General features: G+C 69.2%; 12 protein-coding genes. 4 read left to right on the plus strand and 8 right to left on the minus strand.

Annotated features, from left to right (window positions below; genetic code table 11):
- Nucleotides 1-12 precede the first annotated feature (12 nt).
- Entirely contained in the window at nucleotides 13-1,449 is a 1,437-nt protein-coding gene (locus OG963_RS08525; RefSeq protein ID WP_093770075.1) for a lipase maturation factor family protein, read from the plus strand.
- Here OG963_RS08525 and OG963_RS08530 read toward each other — a convergent pair.
- The 3 genes from OG963_RS08530 to OG963_RS08540 form a co-directional block, all read right to left on the minus strand.
- Nucleotides 1,427-3,787, minus strand: coding sequence for an alpha-L-fucosidase (locus OG963_RS08530; RefSeq protein ID WP_371798717.1), 2,361 nt, complete (start codon nucleotides 3,785-3,787; stop codon nucleotides 1,427-1,429). The genes OG963_RS08525 and OG963_RS08530 overlap by 23 nt on opposite strands.
- A gap of 241 nt (nucleotides 3,788-4,028) precedes the next feature.
- Nucleotides 4,029-4,202, minus strand: coding sequence for a hypothetical protein (locus OG963_RS08535; protein WP_176901994.1), 174 nt, complete (start codon nucleotides 4,200-4,202; stop codon nucleotides 4,029-4,031).
- 277 nt (nucleotides 4,203-4,479) lie between these two features.
- Nucleotides 4,480-5,964, minus strand: coding sequence for an SDR family NAD(P)-dependent oxidoreductase (locus OG963_RS08540; RefSeq protein WP_093770073.1), 1,485 nt, complete (start codon nucleotides 5,962-5,964; stop codon nucleotides 4,480-4,482).
- Nucleotides 5,965-6,144: 180 nt separating this feature from the next.
- On the opposite strand from OG963_RS08540, the gene OG963_RS08545 reads away from it, so the two are divergent.
- Both OG963_RS08545 and OG963_RS08550 read left to right on the plus strand, forming a co-directional pair.
- Complete coding sequence (locus OG963_RS08545) at nucleotides 6,145-7,023, plus strand: RNA polymerase sigma factor SigF (RefSeq protein WP_093770072.1); 879 nt, start codon at nucleotides 6,145-6,147, stop codon at nucleotides 7,021-7,023.
- A gap of 102 nt (nucleotides 7,024-7,125) precedes the next feature.
- Nucleotides 7,126-7,581, plus strand: coding sequence for an ATP-binding protein (locus OG963_RS08550; RefSeq protein ID WP_093770071.1), 456 nt, complete (start codon nucleotides 7,126-7,128; stop codon nucleotides 7,579-7,581).
- A 44-nt stretch (nucleotides 7,582-7,625) separates the two neighbouring features.
- Here OG963_RS08550 and OG963_RS08555 read toward each other — a convergent pair whose 3' ends face one another.
- The 4 genes from OG963_RS08555 to OG963_RS08570 all read right to left on the minus strand — a co-directional run bounded on the left by OG963_RS08555 (nucleotide 7,626) and on the right by OG963_RS08570 (nucleotide 15,205).
- A complete protein-coding gene (locus OG963_RS08555) occupies nucleotides 7,626-9,989 on the minus strand; it encodes a GH92 family glycosyl hydrolase (protein ID WP_093772041.1) in 2,364 nt (787 codons plus the stop codon).
- Nucleotides 9,990-10,138: 149 nt separating this feature from the next.
- Nucleotides 10,139-12,685: a PA14 domain-containing protein gene (locus OG963_RS08560; RefSeq protein ID WP_256223381.1), complete on the minus strand. Its 2,547-nt coding sequence runs from the start codon at nucleotides 12,683-12,685 to the stop codon at nucleotides 10,139-10,141.
- A gap of 419 nt (nucleotides 12,686-13,104) precedes the next feature.
- Nucleotides 13,105-14,049 carry an NAD(P)-dependent oxidoreductase gene (locus tag OG963_RS08565; RefSeq protein ID WP_093929223.1) on the minus strand — a complete coding sequence of 315 codons (945 nt, stop codon included), beginning with the start codon at nucleotides 14,047-14,049 and terminating at the stop codon, nucleotides 13,105-13,107.
- 214 nt (nucleotides 14,050-14,263) lie between these two features.
- Nucleotides 14,264-15,205, minus strand: coding sequence for an alpha/beta fold hydrolase (locus OG963_RS08570; RefSeq protein ID WP_093929224.1), 942 nt, complete (start codon nucleotides 15,203-15,205; stop codon nucleotides 14,264-14,266).
- Nucleotides 15,206-15,491: 286 nt separating this feature from the next.
- On the opposite strand from OG963_RS08570, the gene OG963_RS08575 reads away from it, so the two are divergent.
- Nucleotides 15,492-16,082: a TetR/AcrR family transcriptional regulator gene (locus OG963_RS08575; RefSeq protein WP_093770067.1), complete on the plus strand. Its 591-nt coding sequence runs from the start codon at nucleotides 15,492-15,494 to the stop codon at nucleotides 16,080-16,082.
- Nucleotides 16,083-16,267: 185 nt separating this feature from the next.
- Here the strand turns inward: OG963_RS08575 and OG963_RS08580 are convergent, their stop codons facing one another.
- On the minus strand, nucleotides 16,268-16,966 hold the full coding sequence (locus tag OG963_RS08580; protein WP_319737876.1) for a (2Fe-2S)-binding protein: 699 nt from the start codon (nucleotides 16,964-16,966) through the stop codon (nucleotides 16,268-16,270).
- Nucleotides 16,967-17,012 lie beyond the last annotated feature (46 nt).

A 17,012-nucleotide genomic window follows, 5' to 3' on the forward strand; every position in this document is an offset into this window, starting at 1 on the left:
ATACTGGACGTGATGGAGTGGTTCACCGCAGATGGCTACTGGCTCAGCCGGCTGATCTTCCAGCGGGCTCTCGCCGGCATCTATCTGGTCGCCTTTCTCGCCGCCGCGCTCCAGTTCCGGGCGCTGATCGGCGAGCGCGGCATGCTCCCGGTGCCGGAGTTCCTACGGTGTACGGACTGGCGGGAGGCCCCCGGTCTCTTCCGCCTCCACTACTCCGACCGCTTCTTCGCCGCCGTCTGCTGGACGGGCTGTGCCGTCGCGGTCGCGCTGATCGCGGGGGTGGACTCGTACGTTCCGCTGTGGGCGGCGATGCTGCTGTGGCTGCTGCCGTGGGCGCTGTATCTGTCGATCGTGCAGGTCGGTCAGATCTGGTACAGCTTCGGATGGGAGTCGCTGCTCCTGGAAACCGGCTTCCTCGCCGTCCTGCTCGGCAACGCGGATACGGCTCCACCGGTCCTGGTGCTGTGGCTGCTCCGTTGGGTGCTGTTCCGGGTCGAGTTCGGCGCCGGGATGATCAAGATCCGTGGCGACGCATGCTGGCGCAGGCTGACCTGTCTGGACTTCCACCATGAGACCCAGCCGATGCCGGGCCCGCTGAGCTGGTTCTTCCACCGGCTGCCGAAGCCGCTCCACCGGGTCGAGGTGGCGGCCAACCATGTCACCCAGCTGCTGGTCCCGGTGCTGCTGTTCGCCCCGCAGCCGGTGGCGAGTGCCGCCGCCGGGCTGATGATCGCCACCCAGCTGTGGCTCGTGCTGTCCGGGAACTTCGCCTGGTTGAACTGGGTGACCATCACCCTCGCCCTGTCCGCCGTCGACTGGTCACTGGTCGCCACGCCGCCCGCACAGTCCACCCCGCCGCTCTGGTACGAGGTGGTGGTCATCGCCGTCACCGCGCTGGTCCTGGTGCTCAGCTACCGTCCGGCGCGCAACCTCGTCTCGCGCCGCCAGGTGATGAACCGCTCCTTCGACCCGCTGCATCTCGTCAATACGTACGGTGCGTTCGGCAGCATCAGCCGCGTCCGCCTGGAGATCGTGGTCGAGGGCACCGACGAGCAGCTGCTCCACCCGGGCACGGCCTGGCAGGAGTACGGCTTCCGCGGCAAACCGGGCGATCCGCGCCGGCTGCCGCGCCAGTTCGCCCCGTACCATCTGCGGCTCGACTGGCTGATGTGGTTCGCGGCGCTGTCCCCCGCGTACGCACAGTCCTGGTTCGGCCCGTTCGTGGAGCGGCTGCTGGAGAACGACCGGGACACGCTGCGGCTGCTGCGCCACAACCCGTTCCCCGACGCGCCACCCGCACACATTCGCGCCAGGGTGTACCACTACCGGTACACGACCTGGCGCGAACTGCGGGCCACCGGACGCTGGTGGCACCGCACCTATGTGCGGGACTTCATCCGGCCCGTCTCGCTCGGTCCCTCGTTCCTCAGCCCGACCAGGCGACCTTGAAGACCCAGGCGTGCTTCCCGGTCCTCCGCGCGCCCGCCGGTACGTCGATCACCAGCGAACCGCCCGTGGTGTGCCAGTGGAGCGGCCGGTCGTACCCGAGCAGGGTGACCCGGTCGCCGCCGCGGATCGGAACCGGGGCCTCGACGGTGAGGGTCGCGCCCGGCTGAGCCAGCGAGTGGATGTAGAAGGCCTTGTTCGGCCGGACGGTGAACCGCAGGTCCTCGCCGAGTTGCGGCATCCGTGACCAGTACGTGGTCCCGTGGATTGCTTCGCCGTTGGTCTTGAGCCACTCCCCCGTCTCCCGCAGCCGGCGCTGCATGATCTCGGGGATCGTGCCGTCGGCCTTCGGTCCGATGTCGAGCAGGAAATTGCCGTTCTTGGAGACGATGTCGACGAGCGAGTGCACGACCTCCTCGGTCGTCATGTACTTCTCGTCGGGCGTCTGGGCGTTGTAGCCGTACGAGAACGGGTCGAGGCCCCGGCTGGATTCCCACTTCGCCGTGACGATCTGGTCGTACGTCGTGTACTCGGGCGTCGTGAAGTCGTATGTCCCGATCCCGGAGCGGTTGTTGACGGTGACATCGATGGGCCGGGCCCGGTTCTTGGCATGGTTGAAGTACTCGGACAGCACCCGGTGGCTGTCGTTGTCGCCGCCGATGTCGCACCAGAGGATCTCGGGGTCGTACCCGTGGACCAGCTCCAGCATCTGCGGGCCCTGGAACTCGGTGACGTAGTCCTTGCCCGCCGTGTATCCGGTGTACGGGACGGGCTCCAGGGTGTACGGGTTGCGCGGGGCGTGGCCCATCCAGGGCTGGTCGGGGTTGAACCACTCGGGCATCGAGAAGTACAGCCCTCGGTGCAGTTCCGGGGTGTAGCGACGCGAGGCGTCGAAGAGCTCCTTCACCAGGTCGCGCCTGGGCCCCATCTTCACCGCGTTGCGGTCGGAGAGCTTGGTGTCCCAGAGCGCGAATCCCTCGTGGTGCTTGGAGGTGAGGACGTGGTACTGCGCGCCCGCGTCCCGGAACAGCTCCACCCAGGACCTGGGGTCGAAACGCTCGGCCCGGAACTGCGGGATGAAGTCGTCGTAGTTGAAGGACTCGCCGTACGTGTCGCGGTGGTGGGCGTACGTCGGGTTGTTGGGGTCCTGCATCTGGTTCCAGTACCACTCGGCGTACTGCGTGCCCACCGGCGCCCAGGCGGGTACCGAGTAGACCCCCCAGTGGATGAAGATGCCGAACTTCGCCTCCTGGAACCAGTACGGCGCCTGGTGGCTGGAGAGGGAGGCGTCGGTGGGCCGGTAGTCGGGGACGCCGAGGGTGAGCGAGCGGCGGACGGTGGCCGCCTGCTGCCCGCGACCACGCGCGACAACGTTGCCTTCCTGGGCGGTGCCGGGTGCGGTGCCCGGCCTGCTGCGGATGCCGATCCGGACGCGGGCCTGGTCGCCGGGGGCGAGCCGGGTGATGCGGGCGGGCTCGACCGTACGGGCTCCGGGAACGTCCACGGAGAGGCTGAGGCCGTCGGCGGCGAGGACTGCGACGGTCCCCGCGTTGACGACGGTGGCCTCGACGCTCTGCGCGCCGGAGTCCAGCAGCGAGGTGGTGGAGTGCGCGTCCCGCAGGGACAGTGCCCGCCCCTCGGCGGCCGGCTGGAGCGACAGCGCGAAGATGTGCAGTGATGAGCTGTTGGCCTCGGCGGGCCCGGTGGTGGGCAGGGTCAGCGCCACGGCTTCCCTGGTCGGGTCGAGCGCGATCTCGGTGACGTCGATGGAGACCTGGTGCGCGTCCTTGTCACCGTCGGGGCGGTAGCGGTACGCGGCGGTGAGCGCGCCACTGCCGGAATACCAGTCGGGGCCGCCGAGGGCGGCGTTCGATGTGGTGCCGTCCGCGTAGTGGACGGTGGCCCGGCCGGAGGCGGCGCCGTAGCTGCACGCGGTGAGGAAGAGCCCGGAGAGGTAGCGGCCGGGCGGCAGGTCGATGCGCTGGCCGAGGGCGACGATGTTGTTCTTGGCACCGGCGCCGGAGGCGGGGAAGAGGAACGTGGTGCCGTCGATCTCTCGTTCTCCGGCGGGGAGCTCCTCACCGGGGAAGGTGTAGCCGGAGCCGTCGAAGTTGCCGCCACGGGCCTCGGCGGTATCGATGCCGTCGTTGTCGAACCAGCTGTCCAGGGCCACGGGGACGGCGGCGGGGACGGTGCCCCAGTCGCTTCCGTGGCTGTCCGGTCCCGGGAGTGCGGCTCCGGTTCGCGGGGCCGCATCGGCGGTGGCGGGGGTGAGCAGAGCGGCGCCGACTGCCGCCCCTGCCGTCATTCCGAGTACATGGCGTCTGGGAAGTTCGGTCATGACGTCCGATGATTGAAGCGTGGCGAGGACCTGTCAATGAAAATTTCCAGACAGAACGAAACTTCTTCCCCACAACCATCGGATGACTGGATGTACCTGAGTCAGGCCGACCGATCCGATCGGTGCTGCCGAGCCGCCGACCACATGCCGAAGCCCCGGCTCTCCGTGGTGGCGGAGGGCCGGGGCTTCCGAGCTGACGGACCGGGGCGAGTGATCGGGCCGCGCGGGTCGGGCCGGAGGATCAGTCGATGCCCGGCAGGATGTGCGGCTCGGCGAGGTCGTCCTCGTAGCCGGCCAGCCGGATCGGTGCGGACCTGGCCCAGACTTCGATGTTCCGGAGCTTTTCGGGCCGCTTGGCCCGCTCTCCGCTTCGTTCCGCCGGTCGCTTCTCGTGCTTCGTCAGTTCTGGTGTCACCGCGCACTCCTTAGTGTCACGTCACCCCGGGCGGCGCCGAGCCTCCGGCCTCTAACCGGAAATCGACTGCCCATGAGGGGCAGGGGCAGGAACAGTTCGGTCGCGGTGGCGCCGGGTGTGGATCGGGGACGGCGGCCTGCTTACAGACCTGTCCCAGGACGGCCGAGGAAGTTTCGTGGATCCCTTGGTGGCGTCCGTGCACATCAGACTAACCAAATGAGCGCGTCCGCGCTCGATGGAATGCGTGCGGTGGGTCACTTTCGGACATCCGGGTGATCTACCAGCCTGCGGGCGCGTAGTCCTTGAGGAAGCAACCGAACAGATCTTCGCCCTCTTCACCTCGGACGATCGGGTCGTAGACCCGGGCGGCGCCGTCGACCAGGTCCAGCGGTGCGTGGAAGCCCTCTTCGGCCAGGCGGATCTTGTCGGGGTGCGGACGCTCGTCGGTGATCCAGCCGGTGTCGACGGCGGTCATCAGGATGCCGTCCTTCTCGAACATCTCCTGGGCGCTGGTGCGGGTGAGCATGTTCAGCGCGGCCTTGGCCATGTTGGTGTGCGGGTGGCCCGCGCCCTTGTAACCCCGGCTGAACACGCCCTCCATCGCCGAGACGTTGACCACATAGGCCCGCTTGGCGGCCGTCGCGGCCATCGCCGGGCGGAGCCGGCTGATCAGGATGAACGGCGCGGTGGAGTTGCAGAGCTGGACCTCGAGCAGCTCGATCGGTTCGACCTCTTCGACCGTCTGGATCCAACTGTTGGTGTGATGCAGGTCGGGTACGAGACCGCCCGCGTCGATCGCGGTGCCGGCGGCGATCCTCTCCAGCGACGCGGAGCCGGTGACCAGGGCGAGCTCGGTGACGTCCTGCGCGGTCAGGCCCTCCTTGCGGGCGGCGGGCAGGGCCGCGACGCGGTCGACCGAGCCGCTGCCGAAGGTACCGATGACCTCGGCGGCGGGGAGCTCGCCCGCGGGCAGCGGGGCGGACTCCGCACTCACCAGTTCGCTGTACGCCTGCGGGGAGCGACGCACCGTCTGCGCGGCGTTGTTGATCAGGATGTCCAGCGGCCCTTCGGCGGCGACCGAGTCGGCGAGCGCGACGACCTGGGCGGGGTCGCGCAGATCGATGCCGACGATCTTCAGCCGGTGGATCCACTCGGCGCTGTCCGGCATCGCCTTGAAGCGGCGGATCGCGTCGTTGGGGAAGCGGGTGGTGATCGTGGTGTGCGCGCCGTCGCGCAGCAGCCGCAGCGCGATGTACATGCCGATCTTGGCGCGGCCTCCGGTGAGGAGCGCCCGGCGCCCGGTGAGGTCGGTGCGCGCGTCGCGGCGGGACCGGTTCTCCTTGGCACACTGCGGGCAGAGCTGGTGGTAGAACGCGTCGACCTCGACGTAACGGGTCTTGCAGATGTAGCAGGACCGGGGCCGCTGAAGTATCCCGGCGATCTCGGCACCGGCCGAGGAGGACGGCAGGACGCCCTGGGTCTCGTCGTCGATGCGTTCGGCCGACCCGGTGGCCGTCGCTTCGGTGACGGCCTTGTCGTGCGCGGTCTTGGCGGCCCGGCGCTCCTGGCGGCGGCGCTGCTTCACCGTCCGGTAGATACCGGCGGTGGCGCGGCGCACGGCGATGGCGTCCGGGTGGTCGACCTCGATGGAGTCGAGTTCGTCGAGCACGCTCAGGCAGACGGCCAGCCGCTCCGGGTCGATACCGGGACCGAACTCCTCGATACCGGGAGCGAGCTCCTGGCTGTCCTCTGTCACCGTCATTGCCGTTCCTCTGTCACTGGTCATGGGGTCACTGATCGCGGGCAGAGCGCCCCGATCAAGTTTGCCATGCGACGGCCGCTGCTCCGTTCGCGTGAAGCGGCACGAAAAAGGGGGGCATGACTTCGCCACGGGTGGGCAGGAGCGCGTCGACAGCATTCCGCCGTAGGGGAGGACGACGTCATGGCAGCCAGGTCCGCACGGACGACCGAAGTGGTGGGCGTACCGGCACGACGGATCGAGCAGTCCAGTGGGCTGCCACTGGTCGAGGACGCCGGCAGCGTCGCGCCGAGTGATGCCCGCGCACTCTCGAAGCTGTTCTTCGACCGCCTCCAGGATCTGGAGGAGGGGACGCACGCCTACGCGTACGCCCGCAACACCCTGATCGAGATGAACATCTCACTGGTGCACTTCGCCGCGTCCCGCTTCCGCAACCGGGCCGGAGACGACGCCGAGGACATCGTCCAGGTCGGCACGATCGGTCTGATCAAGGCGATCGACCGGTTCGACCTGTCCCGCGAGGTCGAGTTCGCCACCTTCGCCGTGCCGTACATCGTCGGCGAGATCAAACGGTTCTTCCGTGACACGACGTGGGCCGTCCATGTGCCGCGGCGGCTGCAGGAGCTGCGGGTCGATCTCGCGAAGGCCAAGGAGCGGCTCGCACTGGAGCTGGACCGGGATCCCACCGTCACGGAGCTCGCCGCGGATCTGGAACTGTCCGAGGACGAGATCATCGAGGGGCTGGTCGCCGCCAACGGTTACGCGGCGGGGTCCCTGGACTCCCACGCGGTCGACAGCGACGACGGCAAGGACCGGCGTACGTTCGCCGATGTGCTGGGCGCACCCGATCCGGCCATGGAGAGCGTCGAGAATCTGCATGCGCTGGCGCCGCTCCTCGCCGGGCTCGACGACCGCGAACGGCAGATCGTGCAGATGCGCTTCGGCGCCGAGATGACGCAGTCGCAGATCGGAGCGGAGCTGGGGGTCTCCCAGATGCATGTGTCCCGGCTGCTCTCCCGTATCGTGAAGCGGTTGCGTACCGGCATGTGCGTCGTCAGCTGAACCGCGTCGTCCACTTTTGCCTGGAGTGAGTCCGTTCGCCGCGGGTAGGCGGACGGTGAGAAATGGTCACCGACCATCCCTGCGTCGCCCTGGCTGGAGCACATGAACGATCAGGTCACCCTGCGGCCGACCGGCCGCCCGTACGGGCATCGGCCCACGGAGGTGCTCCGCAGCGCCGCGGCGTTCGACGGCGAGCCCGGCTGCATCGCGCAGGCCCGGGCCCTCGCCGACAGCTTTCTGGCGCGGCTCGCGGCCCAGTCAGGGACGGCGTTCGGTGAGCGCATCCGGGGCGATCTGATGCTGGCGGTCAGCGAACTGGTCACCAATGCCGACCGGTACAGCCAGGGCCCGTATCTGCTGGAGCTGGAGGGCTCCGCCGAGCGGGTCAGCGTCACGGTGTACGACAGCAGCACGGCGCTTCCGCTGTTCTACTCCCCCGACCCGACCCGCCCCGGCGGTCACGGCATGGAGATCGTCACCGCCCTGTGCGACCGGCTGACCGCAGAGCGGGTGCCGGTGGGCAAGCGGATCCGGGCGGAGTTCGAGCTCAGCAGCTGAGCTGTGGGGCGGGCGGGACGCCGCCCACCCCACGACCACGCCGGTCAGCCCAGGGCGGGCGGAGCGTCCGCGGGCGAGGTGCCCCACGCCGAGGGCGCGCCGCCCACGGTGAAGGCGAGCGACCGCGCCGAGCGGATGTCCTCGGTGGTGAGATACGTGCGCGACTGCGCCGCGCCGTCGATGCTCGCCGACTGGATGTAGCGGTCGGTGTCCGACGTCCCGGGCGCGCTCACCGTGAACGACCCGTGCGGGTAGTAGCGGCGGTCGAGCGTGAGATCGACACGCTCGAACGCGGGCGTGGACAGACCCCAGGTGTCGGTGCCGGGCTGGACCGGGAAGACGCCGATGGAGGAGAGCACCATCCAGGCGGACATCGTGCCGAGGTCGTCGTTGCCCGTCATGCCCGTCGGGGCGTCGGTGAAGAGGGTCAGAGCCGCATGGACCACGTCGGTGGTCTTCCACGGCTGCCCGGTGGAGAGATAGGTGTACGGGGCGATGAGGTCGGGCTCGTTCTGCGGGTTGTACTTGTCGGCGTTGTAGTACGCGTACGGGCCGTTGACCCAGACCTCACGGGCGGTCTTCGCCGGATCGGCGAGCAGTTTGTCGTACGCGAAGAAGGAGTCGAGCCGCTGGTTGGCGGCATCCTTCCCGCCGATCAGGCCGACCATGCCGGGCAGGTCCTGCGGCACGAGCCACTGGTACTGCCAGGACGTGCCCTCGTGGAAGCCCTCACTCTGCGCCGGGTCGGCGGGGCCGGTGAAGGCTCCTGAGGCGTCGCGGGCGCGGAAGAAGCCGGTCGAGGGGTCGAAGATCTTCCGGTAGTTCTGGGCGCGGTCCTCGTACCGCTTCGCGTCGGCGTCGTGGCCGAGGTCGCGGGCCATCTCGCCCAGCATCGCGTCGGAGAGGGCGTACTCCAGGGTGGCGGAGGCACCGTGGTCGAAGTCGGAGTCACCGGGCTTGGCGTGCGGACGGTCCTTGATGTACGGGGCGAACCCGTCCTTCAGATACTGCACGTTGGCTTCGCGGCCGACGGGCGCGGCGTCGGTGGGCGGGACGCCGTCGGCGTTCTTCTTCAGGGCGCGGTACGCCTCTTCCTCATGTCCCTTCAGCAGCCCCTGCTGGTAGGCGTTGGTGAGGAACGGCGTGACGGGGTCGCCGGTCATGATGTTCGTCTCGACGGTGCCGTAGCCCCACTTGGGCAGCCAGCCGCTCTCGGCGTCGATCCGCAGGACCGAGATCGCCATGTCACGGGACTCGCGCGGGGCGAGCAGCGAGAGGAGCTGGGCCTGGGTGCGGTAGGTGTCCCAGAGGGACCAGTTCTGGTAGTAGGTGAAAACCCCGTCGGCAGCAACAGCGCGGTGGGTCTTCTGGTCCCAGCCGGTGTAGCGGCCGTCGACGTCGCTGCCGACGTTGGGGGCGAGGAAGGAACGGTAGAGCGACGAGTAGAAGGTGCGGCGCAGCTCGTCGCTGCCGCCCTGGGCCTTCACGTCGTCGAGCCGGTCCTCCCAGGACCGCTGTGCGGCGCGCTCGACGCGGTCGAAGCTGCGGCCGCCCTCGGCGCGGAGGTTGAGTGCGGCGCCCTTGGCGTCGACGTAACTCAGGGCCGTGGTGGCCTCGACGGTGCGGTCGTTGCGGGTGTCGAAGCGCAGCCAGGCGCCGTTGCGCTCGCCGGCCGCCGAGGACACCTTCGATCCCTCGGCGACGGTGTCACCGTTCCAGGTGCCGGAGGTGGTGAAGGGCCGGTCGAAGTGGGTGATCGTGTACACGGTGTACGGCTTGGTGTCCTGGCAGAAGCCGCTGCCGGTGATCGCGGTCCGGACGGTCCGGTTGTCGAGGATCTCCACCTTCGAGGACAGCGTCCGGTGCAGCGACTGGCCCGCGTTGAGCAGGACGTTGGCCTTGTCGGTGGCGGGGAAGGTGTAGCGCTGGACGCCGGTGCGCCTGGTCGCGGTGAGTTCGGCGTCGATCCCGGTCCGCAGCCCGACCTTGTAGTAGCCGGGGCTCGCCTTCTCGTCGTCGTGGCTGAACTCCGCCGCGTACTTGGCGTAGTCGGTCTGTGTGATGTCACCGGTGGTGGGCAGCGTCGGCAGGTCGCCGCCGAGTCCGCAGCCGACACCGGAGAGATGTACGGCGGAGAAGCCGCGTATGTGGTTCTCGGCGTAGTCGTAGCCGGTGTTGTGGCCGGTGTCCGGGGAGAGCTGCACCATGCCGAACGGCACGGACGCGCCCGGGTAGGTGTTGCCCTCGTTCTGGGTGCCGATGAACGGGTTGACCAGATCGGTCAGTTGCCCTTCGGCGCGGGGCGCGGCCTGGGCCGTGGCCCCGGTGGTGAGGACACCGCCGAGGAGCGCGACGACGGCGAGTGCCGCCGCCGGGCCGCGGAGTCTCGGCCGTGGGGTCCGGTGCATCCGTGGGATCCGGTGCATGGGGGTACTCCTCCTTGGACAACGTTGTCAGAGCGCGATCATTCTTGGTTTCCCGGTTATCCGCGTCAAGGGTTCGGACGCGAACGCTCCGGTCCGCCCCGGGCAGGGGCGGACCGGAGCACTGCCACGGGTCAGGCGGTGGGGCATCCCGCCACGACCGGGTCGGACGCGTCGCGGACGAGCGCGTCCTGCGCCGCCTTGATCCGCTTCACGTCGGGTTTGACGATCCGTCGGTCATAGGTGAGCAGGCCGTTCAACTCGCCCTCCACGTCGGAGATCTGCGTGTAGACAGCTCCGTTGCTTCCCTTGCAGGCGAGCGCCCGCACCTCGTCGAGCTTGGCGATGTAGTCATCGGTGTAGGTCGACTGGTCGACCGCGATGTACGACTGCTGCACGGCCCAGGCGTGGCCCGGCACCGCCAGGCCGAGTCCGCCGTACTCGCCGCTGACCAGGGCGCGTCGCCCGTCCGGCGCCGGCAGGGCCGGGCTCGGATAGCCGTGCTCGTCGATGATGTCCCCGGTGCCTCCGTCGACGCCGAGGTTGATGCCCGACATGCTGTTGACGAGCCGGGTCGGGTCCCAGGACTTCGCCTGGTCGGCGATGCGGGCCTCGTCGTACTGGCCCCAGCCCTCGTTGAACGTGACCCACATGACGACCGACGGGTGGTTGTAGTGCTCGTCGATCATCTCCTTCATCTCGTGCTCGTACTCCGTGCGGGCGGCGGCGGACGGGTTGACGGTGTTCATCGCGGGCATGTCCTGCCAGACCAGCAGGCCCAGCTTGTCCGCCCAGTAGAACCAGCGGTCGGGCTCCACCTTGATGTGCTTGCGCACGGAGTTGAACCCCATGGCCTTGTGCATCTTCAGGTCGGACGCGAGTGCCTCGTCGGTAGGGGCGGTGTGCAGCCCGTCGGGCCAGAAGCCCTGGTCGAGAGTAGCCATCATGAAGACCGGCTTGCCGTTGAGCACGGTGCGCGGGGTGCCGTTCACCTTCTCCACGGCGATCGACCGCATCCCGAAGTAACTGCCGACGCGGTCGGAGCCGACGGAGACCTCCAACCGGTAGAGATGCGGGTCGTTCGCGGACCACAGGTGCGGGTGCGGAACTCGCAGGTCCAGCGTCGAACCGGTGCGGCCGGTCACCGTGCCGACCTTGCGCTTCCCGTCGTACGCGGTCGCCGTGACCGGCACCCCGCCACGTACCCCCTGCACCTCGACGGCGACCTTCTCGCCCTGGACGTCGGGGGTGAGCTTCAGTGAGTCGACGTGGTCGGTGGCGACCGGCTCCATCCACACGGTCTGCCAGATGCCGGACGACGGGGTGTACCAGATACCGCTCGGGTCGAGGCGCTGCTTGCCCATCGGCGGGTTCTCGCCGTCGGCGGCGTCGGTCGGGTCGTAGACGCCGACGATCAGCTCCTGGGTCCGCCCCGGCTTCAGGGCATCGGTGATGTCGGCGCTGAACTTGTCGTAGCCGCCCTTGTGTTCGGCGACCTTGTGCCCGTTGACATACACCTCGGACTGCCAGTCGACGGCACCGAAGTTCAGCTGCAGCCGCTTGCCCTGACCGACCTTCCACCCCTGAGGAACGGTGAAGGTACGGCGGTACCACATCCGGTCCTCGTGCCGTTCGAGGCCGGAGAGCTGCGACTCCACCGGATACGGGACGAGGATCTTCTCGCCGAGCTTCCGGCCGACCGGGGGCTGCTCCCCCGCCTTCGCCGCGGCGAACTCCCAGGAACCGTTGAGGTTCTGCCAGTTGTCGCGGGTGAGCTGCGGACGCGGGTACTCGGGCAGCGCGTTGTGCGGGCCGACCTCGTCGGCCCACTTCGTACGGAGCTCGTACGTGGAGTGGTTGGGCCCGCTGGACCAGAAGGCTCCGACGGCCTTGCCGTCCTGTCCGGTCAGCCCGCCCTGGCCGTCGTAGCGGATGTCGGCGAGTCCGTTGGCGTCGCCGGCCTTGTTGCCGACGACCGGTTCCTTGAGCGCGACGGTGAGGCTGCGCGGGTCGGCGGGATCGGCCTTGATGGCCCCGAGCGGCCACGTCGCGCCGCCGATGACGGCGTCGAGATGGTTGGCGAGTCCGTCGGGCAGGGCCGCGAGCTTCTGCGCGAAGTCGAGCTTGAGAGTGCGGCCGTCGGCGAGGACGGTGGCACCGATGGCGCCGTCGTAGGCGAAGTCGTCCGGCAGCCGGAAGGCGGACTGCGGCACGGGCTCCTTGGTGCCACCGGGCTCGGTCCACTTGAGGTGCAGGTTGGACCCGCCGAAGTGTTCGAAGTACTCGACCTTGAGGTCGTAGGCCTTGCCCGCGGTCAACTCGACCGGCTGCGAGGTCTGTTCCTTCTCCCAGTCGTCGACCCAGTGGTCGATGACGGGCTTCCCGTCGATCCAGAGACGGAACCCGTTGTCCCCGATCATCGAGAAGACATGGGAACCGGACTTCTCCGGCACGATCTTCCCGGTCCACCGGATGCTGGCGTCGTCGGCCTGCCCGGTGGCCGAGCTCAGCCGCGATTCGAGGCTGGGGAAGTCGATGTCCGGATCGAATCCGGTGGCCTTCAACTGCCCGAAGTCGAAAGCCCCTGGGGCGGACTGGGTGTAGTACTCGCCCTTCAGGCCATGCACGTCGGCGGGACTGCCGGGGTCCGAGGCCGCGGACGCGGCAGGCCCGGCGGTCATACCGGCAGCAGCGAGAGCGGCGGCGAGAAGCAGGACGACTTTCTTTCTGATGCGCACGGATCCTCCTTGGTGAGGAAGGGTGGCGGCTCGTTGCAACAGGATGTACAACGTTGGAAGGAATGACAGTTGGCATGACAGCACGACTCCTGTTCCACTGTCCAGGTGCATGACAGCCCGAAGGAGAGGGCCGGAGAGAAGCCTCGGCACACCAGCGACGGACCGGCCGGCAGGACGGCCGCTCCGCTTCTTGGCCTGCGCTTTCCCGGCCGCCGGCGCCTCGCCGTCCCGGGCTGACGCGGACGCCGCACGCGGTCCGGTCCCGCTCGCCGGCGTCGCGGACGACGCCGGCGGGCGGAAGTGACCTCGCCTCAGGGGAAGATCAGGCCTGATCGGGCCCGTGGTCGGGAAGAGGCCTTGGCTCAGGTCTTGTTGCCTGCGCGCAGCCACCCGATGTAGTCGCCGACGGCTCGCTCCGTGTCGTACTCGGCCCGGTAGCCGGTGTCCTCCTGGAGACGGCTGATGTCGAGGACCAGGTGCGGGGCATCACCCCCGGTGGGAAGGTCGACCTGGGCGTCGGGCACCACCTTCCTGATCGTCTCGATGACCTGGGCGTTGGTCGTGGCTCGGCCGGATCCGACGTTGTACGTGCGGTGGTTCAGCTTGCCCGCGAGCTGGAGGAGGGCGATCGCCCGTCCGGTGTCCTTCACATAGTTGAGGTCGAGCCCGTCCTCGGCGAAGGCCGGCCCCACGAGGTGGGAGAGGTCCGGGGCGATGCCGCGGGCGGCGGCGTGGACGAGGGCGGGCGCGGCGAAGAACGGATCGGGGTGACCGAGCGGGCCCCAGGTACCGGAGACGCGATAGTTGACGATGTCGACACCCGTGGTGTCGGCGAGGAATCCGCCCAGCAGTTCGCCGACCTTCTTGAAGGTGGGTATCGAGACACGTGCGGTCATCGACAGCGGAACGTCCTCGCGTAGCGGTCCGTCGTTCCTGGCGCCGAAGTAGACCCCGATCGTGCTGGCGACGCCCAGACGCCGCACGCCCCACTCCTGCGCCGCCTGCGCGATGTTCAACAGCCCGTCAAGCGCCCGCCGTGTCGCCTCGACCGGTGCGTCGGGGACAGGAGGCCAGGGATAGGAGCCCGCCAGGTGCACGATGCCCGTGATGTCGTGGCGGTGGCCGATCGCGAGCAGGGCATCGCGGTCGGCCACGTCCGCCTGTTCCACCTCCACCCGCGCTCCGGCGAGTACGGCCGGGAGTTCACGGGCACGGCGCTGGACCACCACACAGTCCTCGCCCAGGTCGAGCAGTGCTCGCACGGTGTGGGATCCGATGAAGCCGAAACCTCCGGTGACGAGGATCAACGTGTGTCCTTCCGGTAGCAATCCTGATCGTCGGCAGGGCCGACGATTCCGGCGAATGCACGCCGGCGACATCTGTCGGGAATCGAGCGGGCGCGGATGGCCGAGCCGGGCGACGCCGCACCCGAACCGCTCGGCGTCGCCTCATGGTTGGTCGCTGCCGGGCGCCAGGGGGGACCAGGCCCGCCGGCGCCCGTGAGGCTCGGAATCAGGTTGCTCACCTGCTCTGCAGCTTCCCCAACGGGTTGGGTTCTTCTTCCAGTGCGGCGGCCGCCGCCCGCCAGCCGGTGTCCTCGGGATAGAGGGCGCTGCGCAGGAAGACCGTGGTGAGCTGCTGGATCAGGGCGACGCGTGCGGGGCTCTCGTCCGTCGTCTCGGCGACCTCGTACCCGGCGATCCCTCCGAGCGAGTGCTCGGCCTCGAACAGCGTGAGCAGGCTCTTGTCTCCCGGGCTGCAGGTGAAGGGGTCGGTGAACCAGTCCGGTCCGCGAGTGGACAGGGGGGACTGGTCGTTGTCCCCGGCGACGATGAGAGCCGACGTGGTCATCCTGTCGAAGGACGGCCTCATGAAAGGGAAGTTCTCGGCGGCGAACGGGGTCAGGTCGTCGCCCAGGCCGGTCAGGGCGAGCAGCACACCGGCCTTGATCCGGGCATCGGACATGTCCTCCCCGGGAACACCATCGGAGTCCAGGACGCGCGCACCCAGCAGCGTGCTCGCCGTCTGGGCTCCCCACGAGTGGCCGGCCACGGCGATGCGGTCGTGGTCGAGGCGCCCGGCGAGGCCCGGCACGGATGCTTCCAGGGTGTCGAGTCCGTCCAGTGCACGCGTGAGGTCCTCGATGCGGAAACGCCAGATCCGCGGCGTACGGGGGTCCTCGGCAGCGAGACCGAGCGTCCTGGAGTCGAGGTGGGTGGGCTGCAGGACCACAAAGCCGTGAGCGGCCCAGAAGTCGGCCAGCGGGGCGTAGCCGTTCATCGACCAGCCGAAGCCGTGCGAGAAGACGACGACGGGCAGATCTCCGCCGGTCGCCGGGGCGGACACACGGATCTGGAGGTCCTCACCGCGGCCAGGGGCGGACAGGACGACCGGCTTCGCGGACAGCACCGTGGTGGGCGCACCCGCCGTCTTCGGCGCGTTGGCGGTCTTGGAGTCGGGCATGGATGTGCCTTCCGTTCGGTTCGGTGCCTTCGCACTCTTGGGTTCGGTGGGGCCGGCGGTCGGTCGTGCCGCAGGACGGGCGGAGTGGGACCGAGGAGCGTTTCTCACGCGGAGCCACGTCAACTCGGGTGCCGACCCTCGCGCGCTCTTCCCGTCCGGGGGAGCGCGATCGCGAGCGGCCTGGTGGACCGCTCCCGGGTCTGCCATCATGAGGGAAACGGAACGTCGCTCCGCTAACAATACGGAGCGCTGTTCCGCTTTGCAAGACTACGGAAGGAGTGCCGCGGTGGACGACAGCGGCCAGGGCCCGGGAAGCTCAGCCAGGTCCAAGCGCAAGGACGCCCGACGCAACCAGCAGACCCTGCTGGAGGCGGCCGCCGCGGTCTTCGTCGCCTCGGGTGTGGAAGCGCCGGTACGTGACATCGCAGCCGAGGCCGGCGTCGGGATGGGCACGATCTACCGCCACTTCCCCACCCGGGCGGATCTCGTCATCGCCGTCTACCGCCACCAGGTCGACGCCTGCGCCGAGGCCGGCCCGGCCCTGCTGGGGACGAGCTCGACACCTCACGCCGCCCTGGAACGGTGGGTCGACCTCTTCGTCGACTTCCTGGTCACCAAACACGGCCTGGCCGCCGCTATGCAGGGGGACGGCACCGGGTTCGAGACGCTGCACGCCTACTTCCTCGAGCGCCTCCTGCCGGTGTGCACCCAGCTCCTCGAAGCTGCCGCCGCCTCCGGCGAGATCCACTCCGACCTCGACGCCTATCAACTCATGCGCGGCATCGGAAACCTCTGCATCGGCGCCGAGAGCGACCCCCGCTACGACGTGCGCCGACTGGTCGCGCTGCTCGTCGCAGGACTGCGCCTGCCGAGCTGACCGGGGCGCTCGCACATGACGGAGCGCCCACGCGAACGGTCCTCTCCTGGAGCGTGATCGGGAACGGATCACCGAACAGCCGTTGATCCTGGTCGCTACCCGTTCCCGGGCGGACCGCCCCCGTCCGGCCCCCATCCTCACGCCGGAAGCCCGCCACGGGATGACCTTGAAGCTTGAACAGCCCGCTACGGAGCGGAAGGGCCCGGGCGGCGGTCGAAGACGCAGTCCCCGCAGAGGCCGGCGCCCGGGCACCGGTAGTAGAGGCAACAGCTGTTCCTGCGGAACGCCGGGGTGTGCGGGGTCCCGGTGGTCCGCAGGTCCGGGTGGTCGAAGAGTTCGGCAGCCAGGGCGCGGGCCCGGTGCGCCGCGTCGGGGCGACGGTGGGCGCGGGCCCAGGCGATCAGCTCGCGCAGCGCTCCGGCCAGGGCCGAGCCCGCATTGCCCCACAGCAGCCGGGGTGCGATGTGTCCGTCCCCTCGGATCGCCTCCCCGAGCGGTACGAGGTGGCCGTACTGGACGCATTCGCGGATGCGGTCAGCGGTGCCCGGCAGGGTGTCCGCGGAGTCCAGCCACAGGTCGTCCGGCGCGGGATGCTGCGGATCCCAATGGAGTGCCGTCGGGGAGAGATCCGGGAAACGACCGGATAGGACGGCCGGCCCCAGGGCGGTCGACCAGAGGCGGGCGGCCAGACCCAGGTGCGCGACGGACGCGGCGACCCTGCGCTCGGGGGTACGGAGCCGGGCGGCAACGGTGTCGATGCGGGCCGTGAGCGGTGACGTCTCCCCCGCGTACAGGAGGGCGAGCGGACGGTGCGCGCCGCCGGGCACCGGATTTCCGCGCAGGGTGAAGAATCCGCCCACCGACTCCGCCCGCGCCTGTTCCATGCGCTGCTGCTCCTCCACGGACTCCCCCGGTCACTCGTAGTGACGA

It is taken from the genome of Streptomyces sp. NBC_01707, assembly GCF_041438805.1.
Lineage (GTDB): Bacteria > Actinomycetota > Actinomycetes > Streptomycetales > Streptomycetaceae > Streptomyces.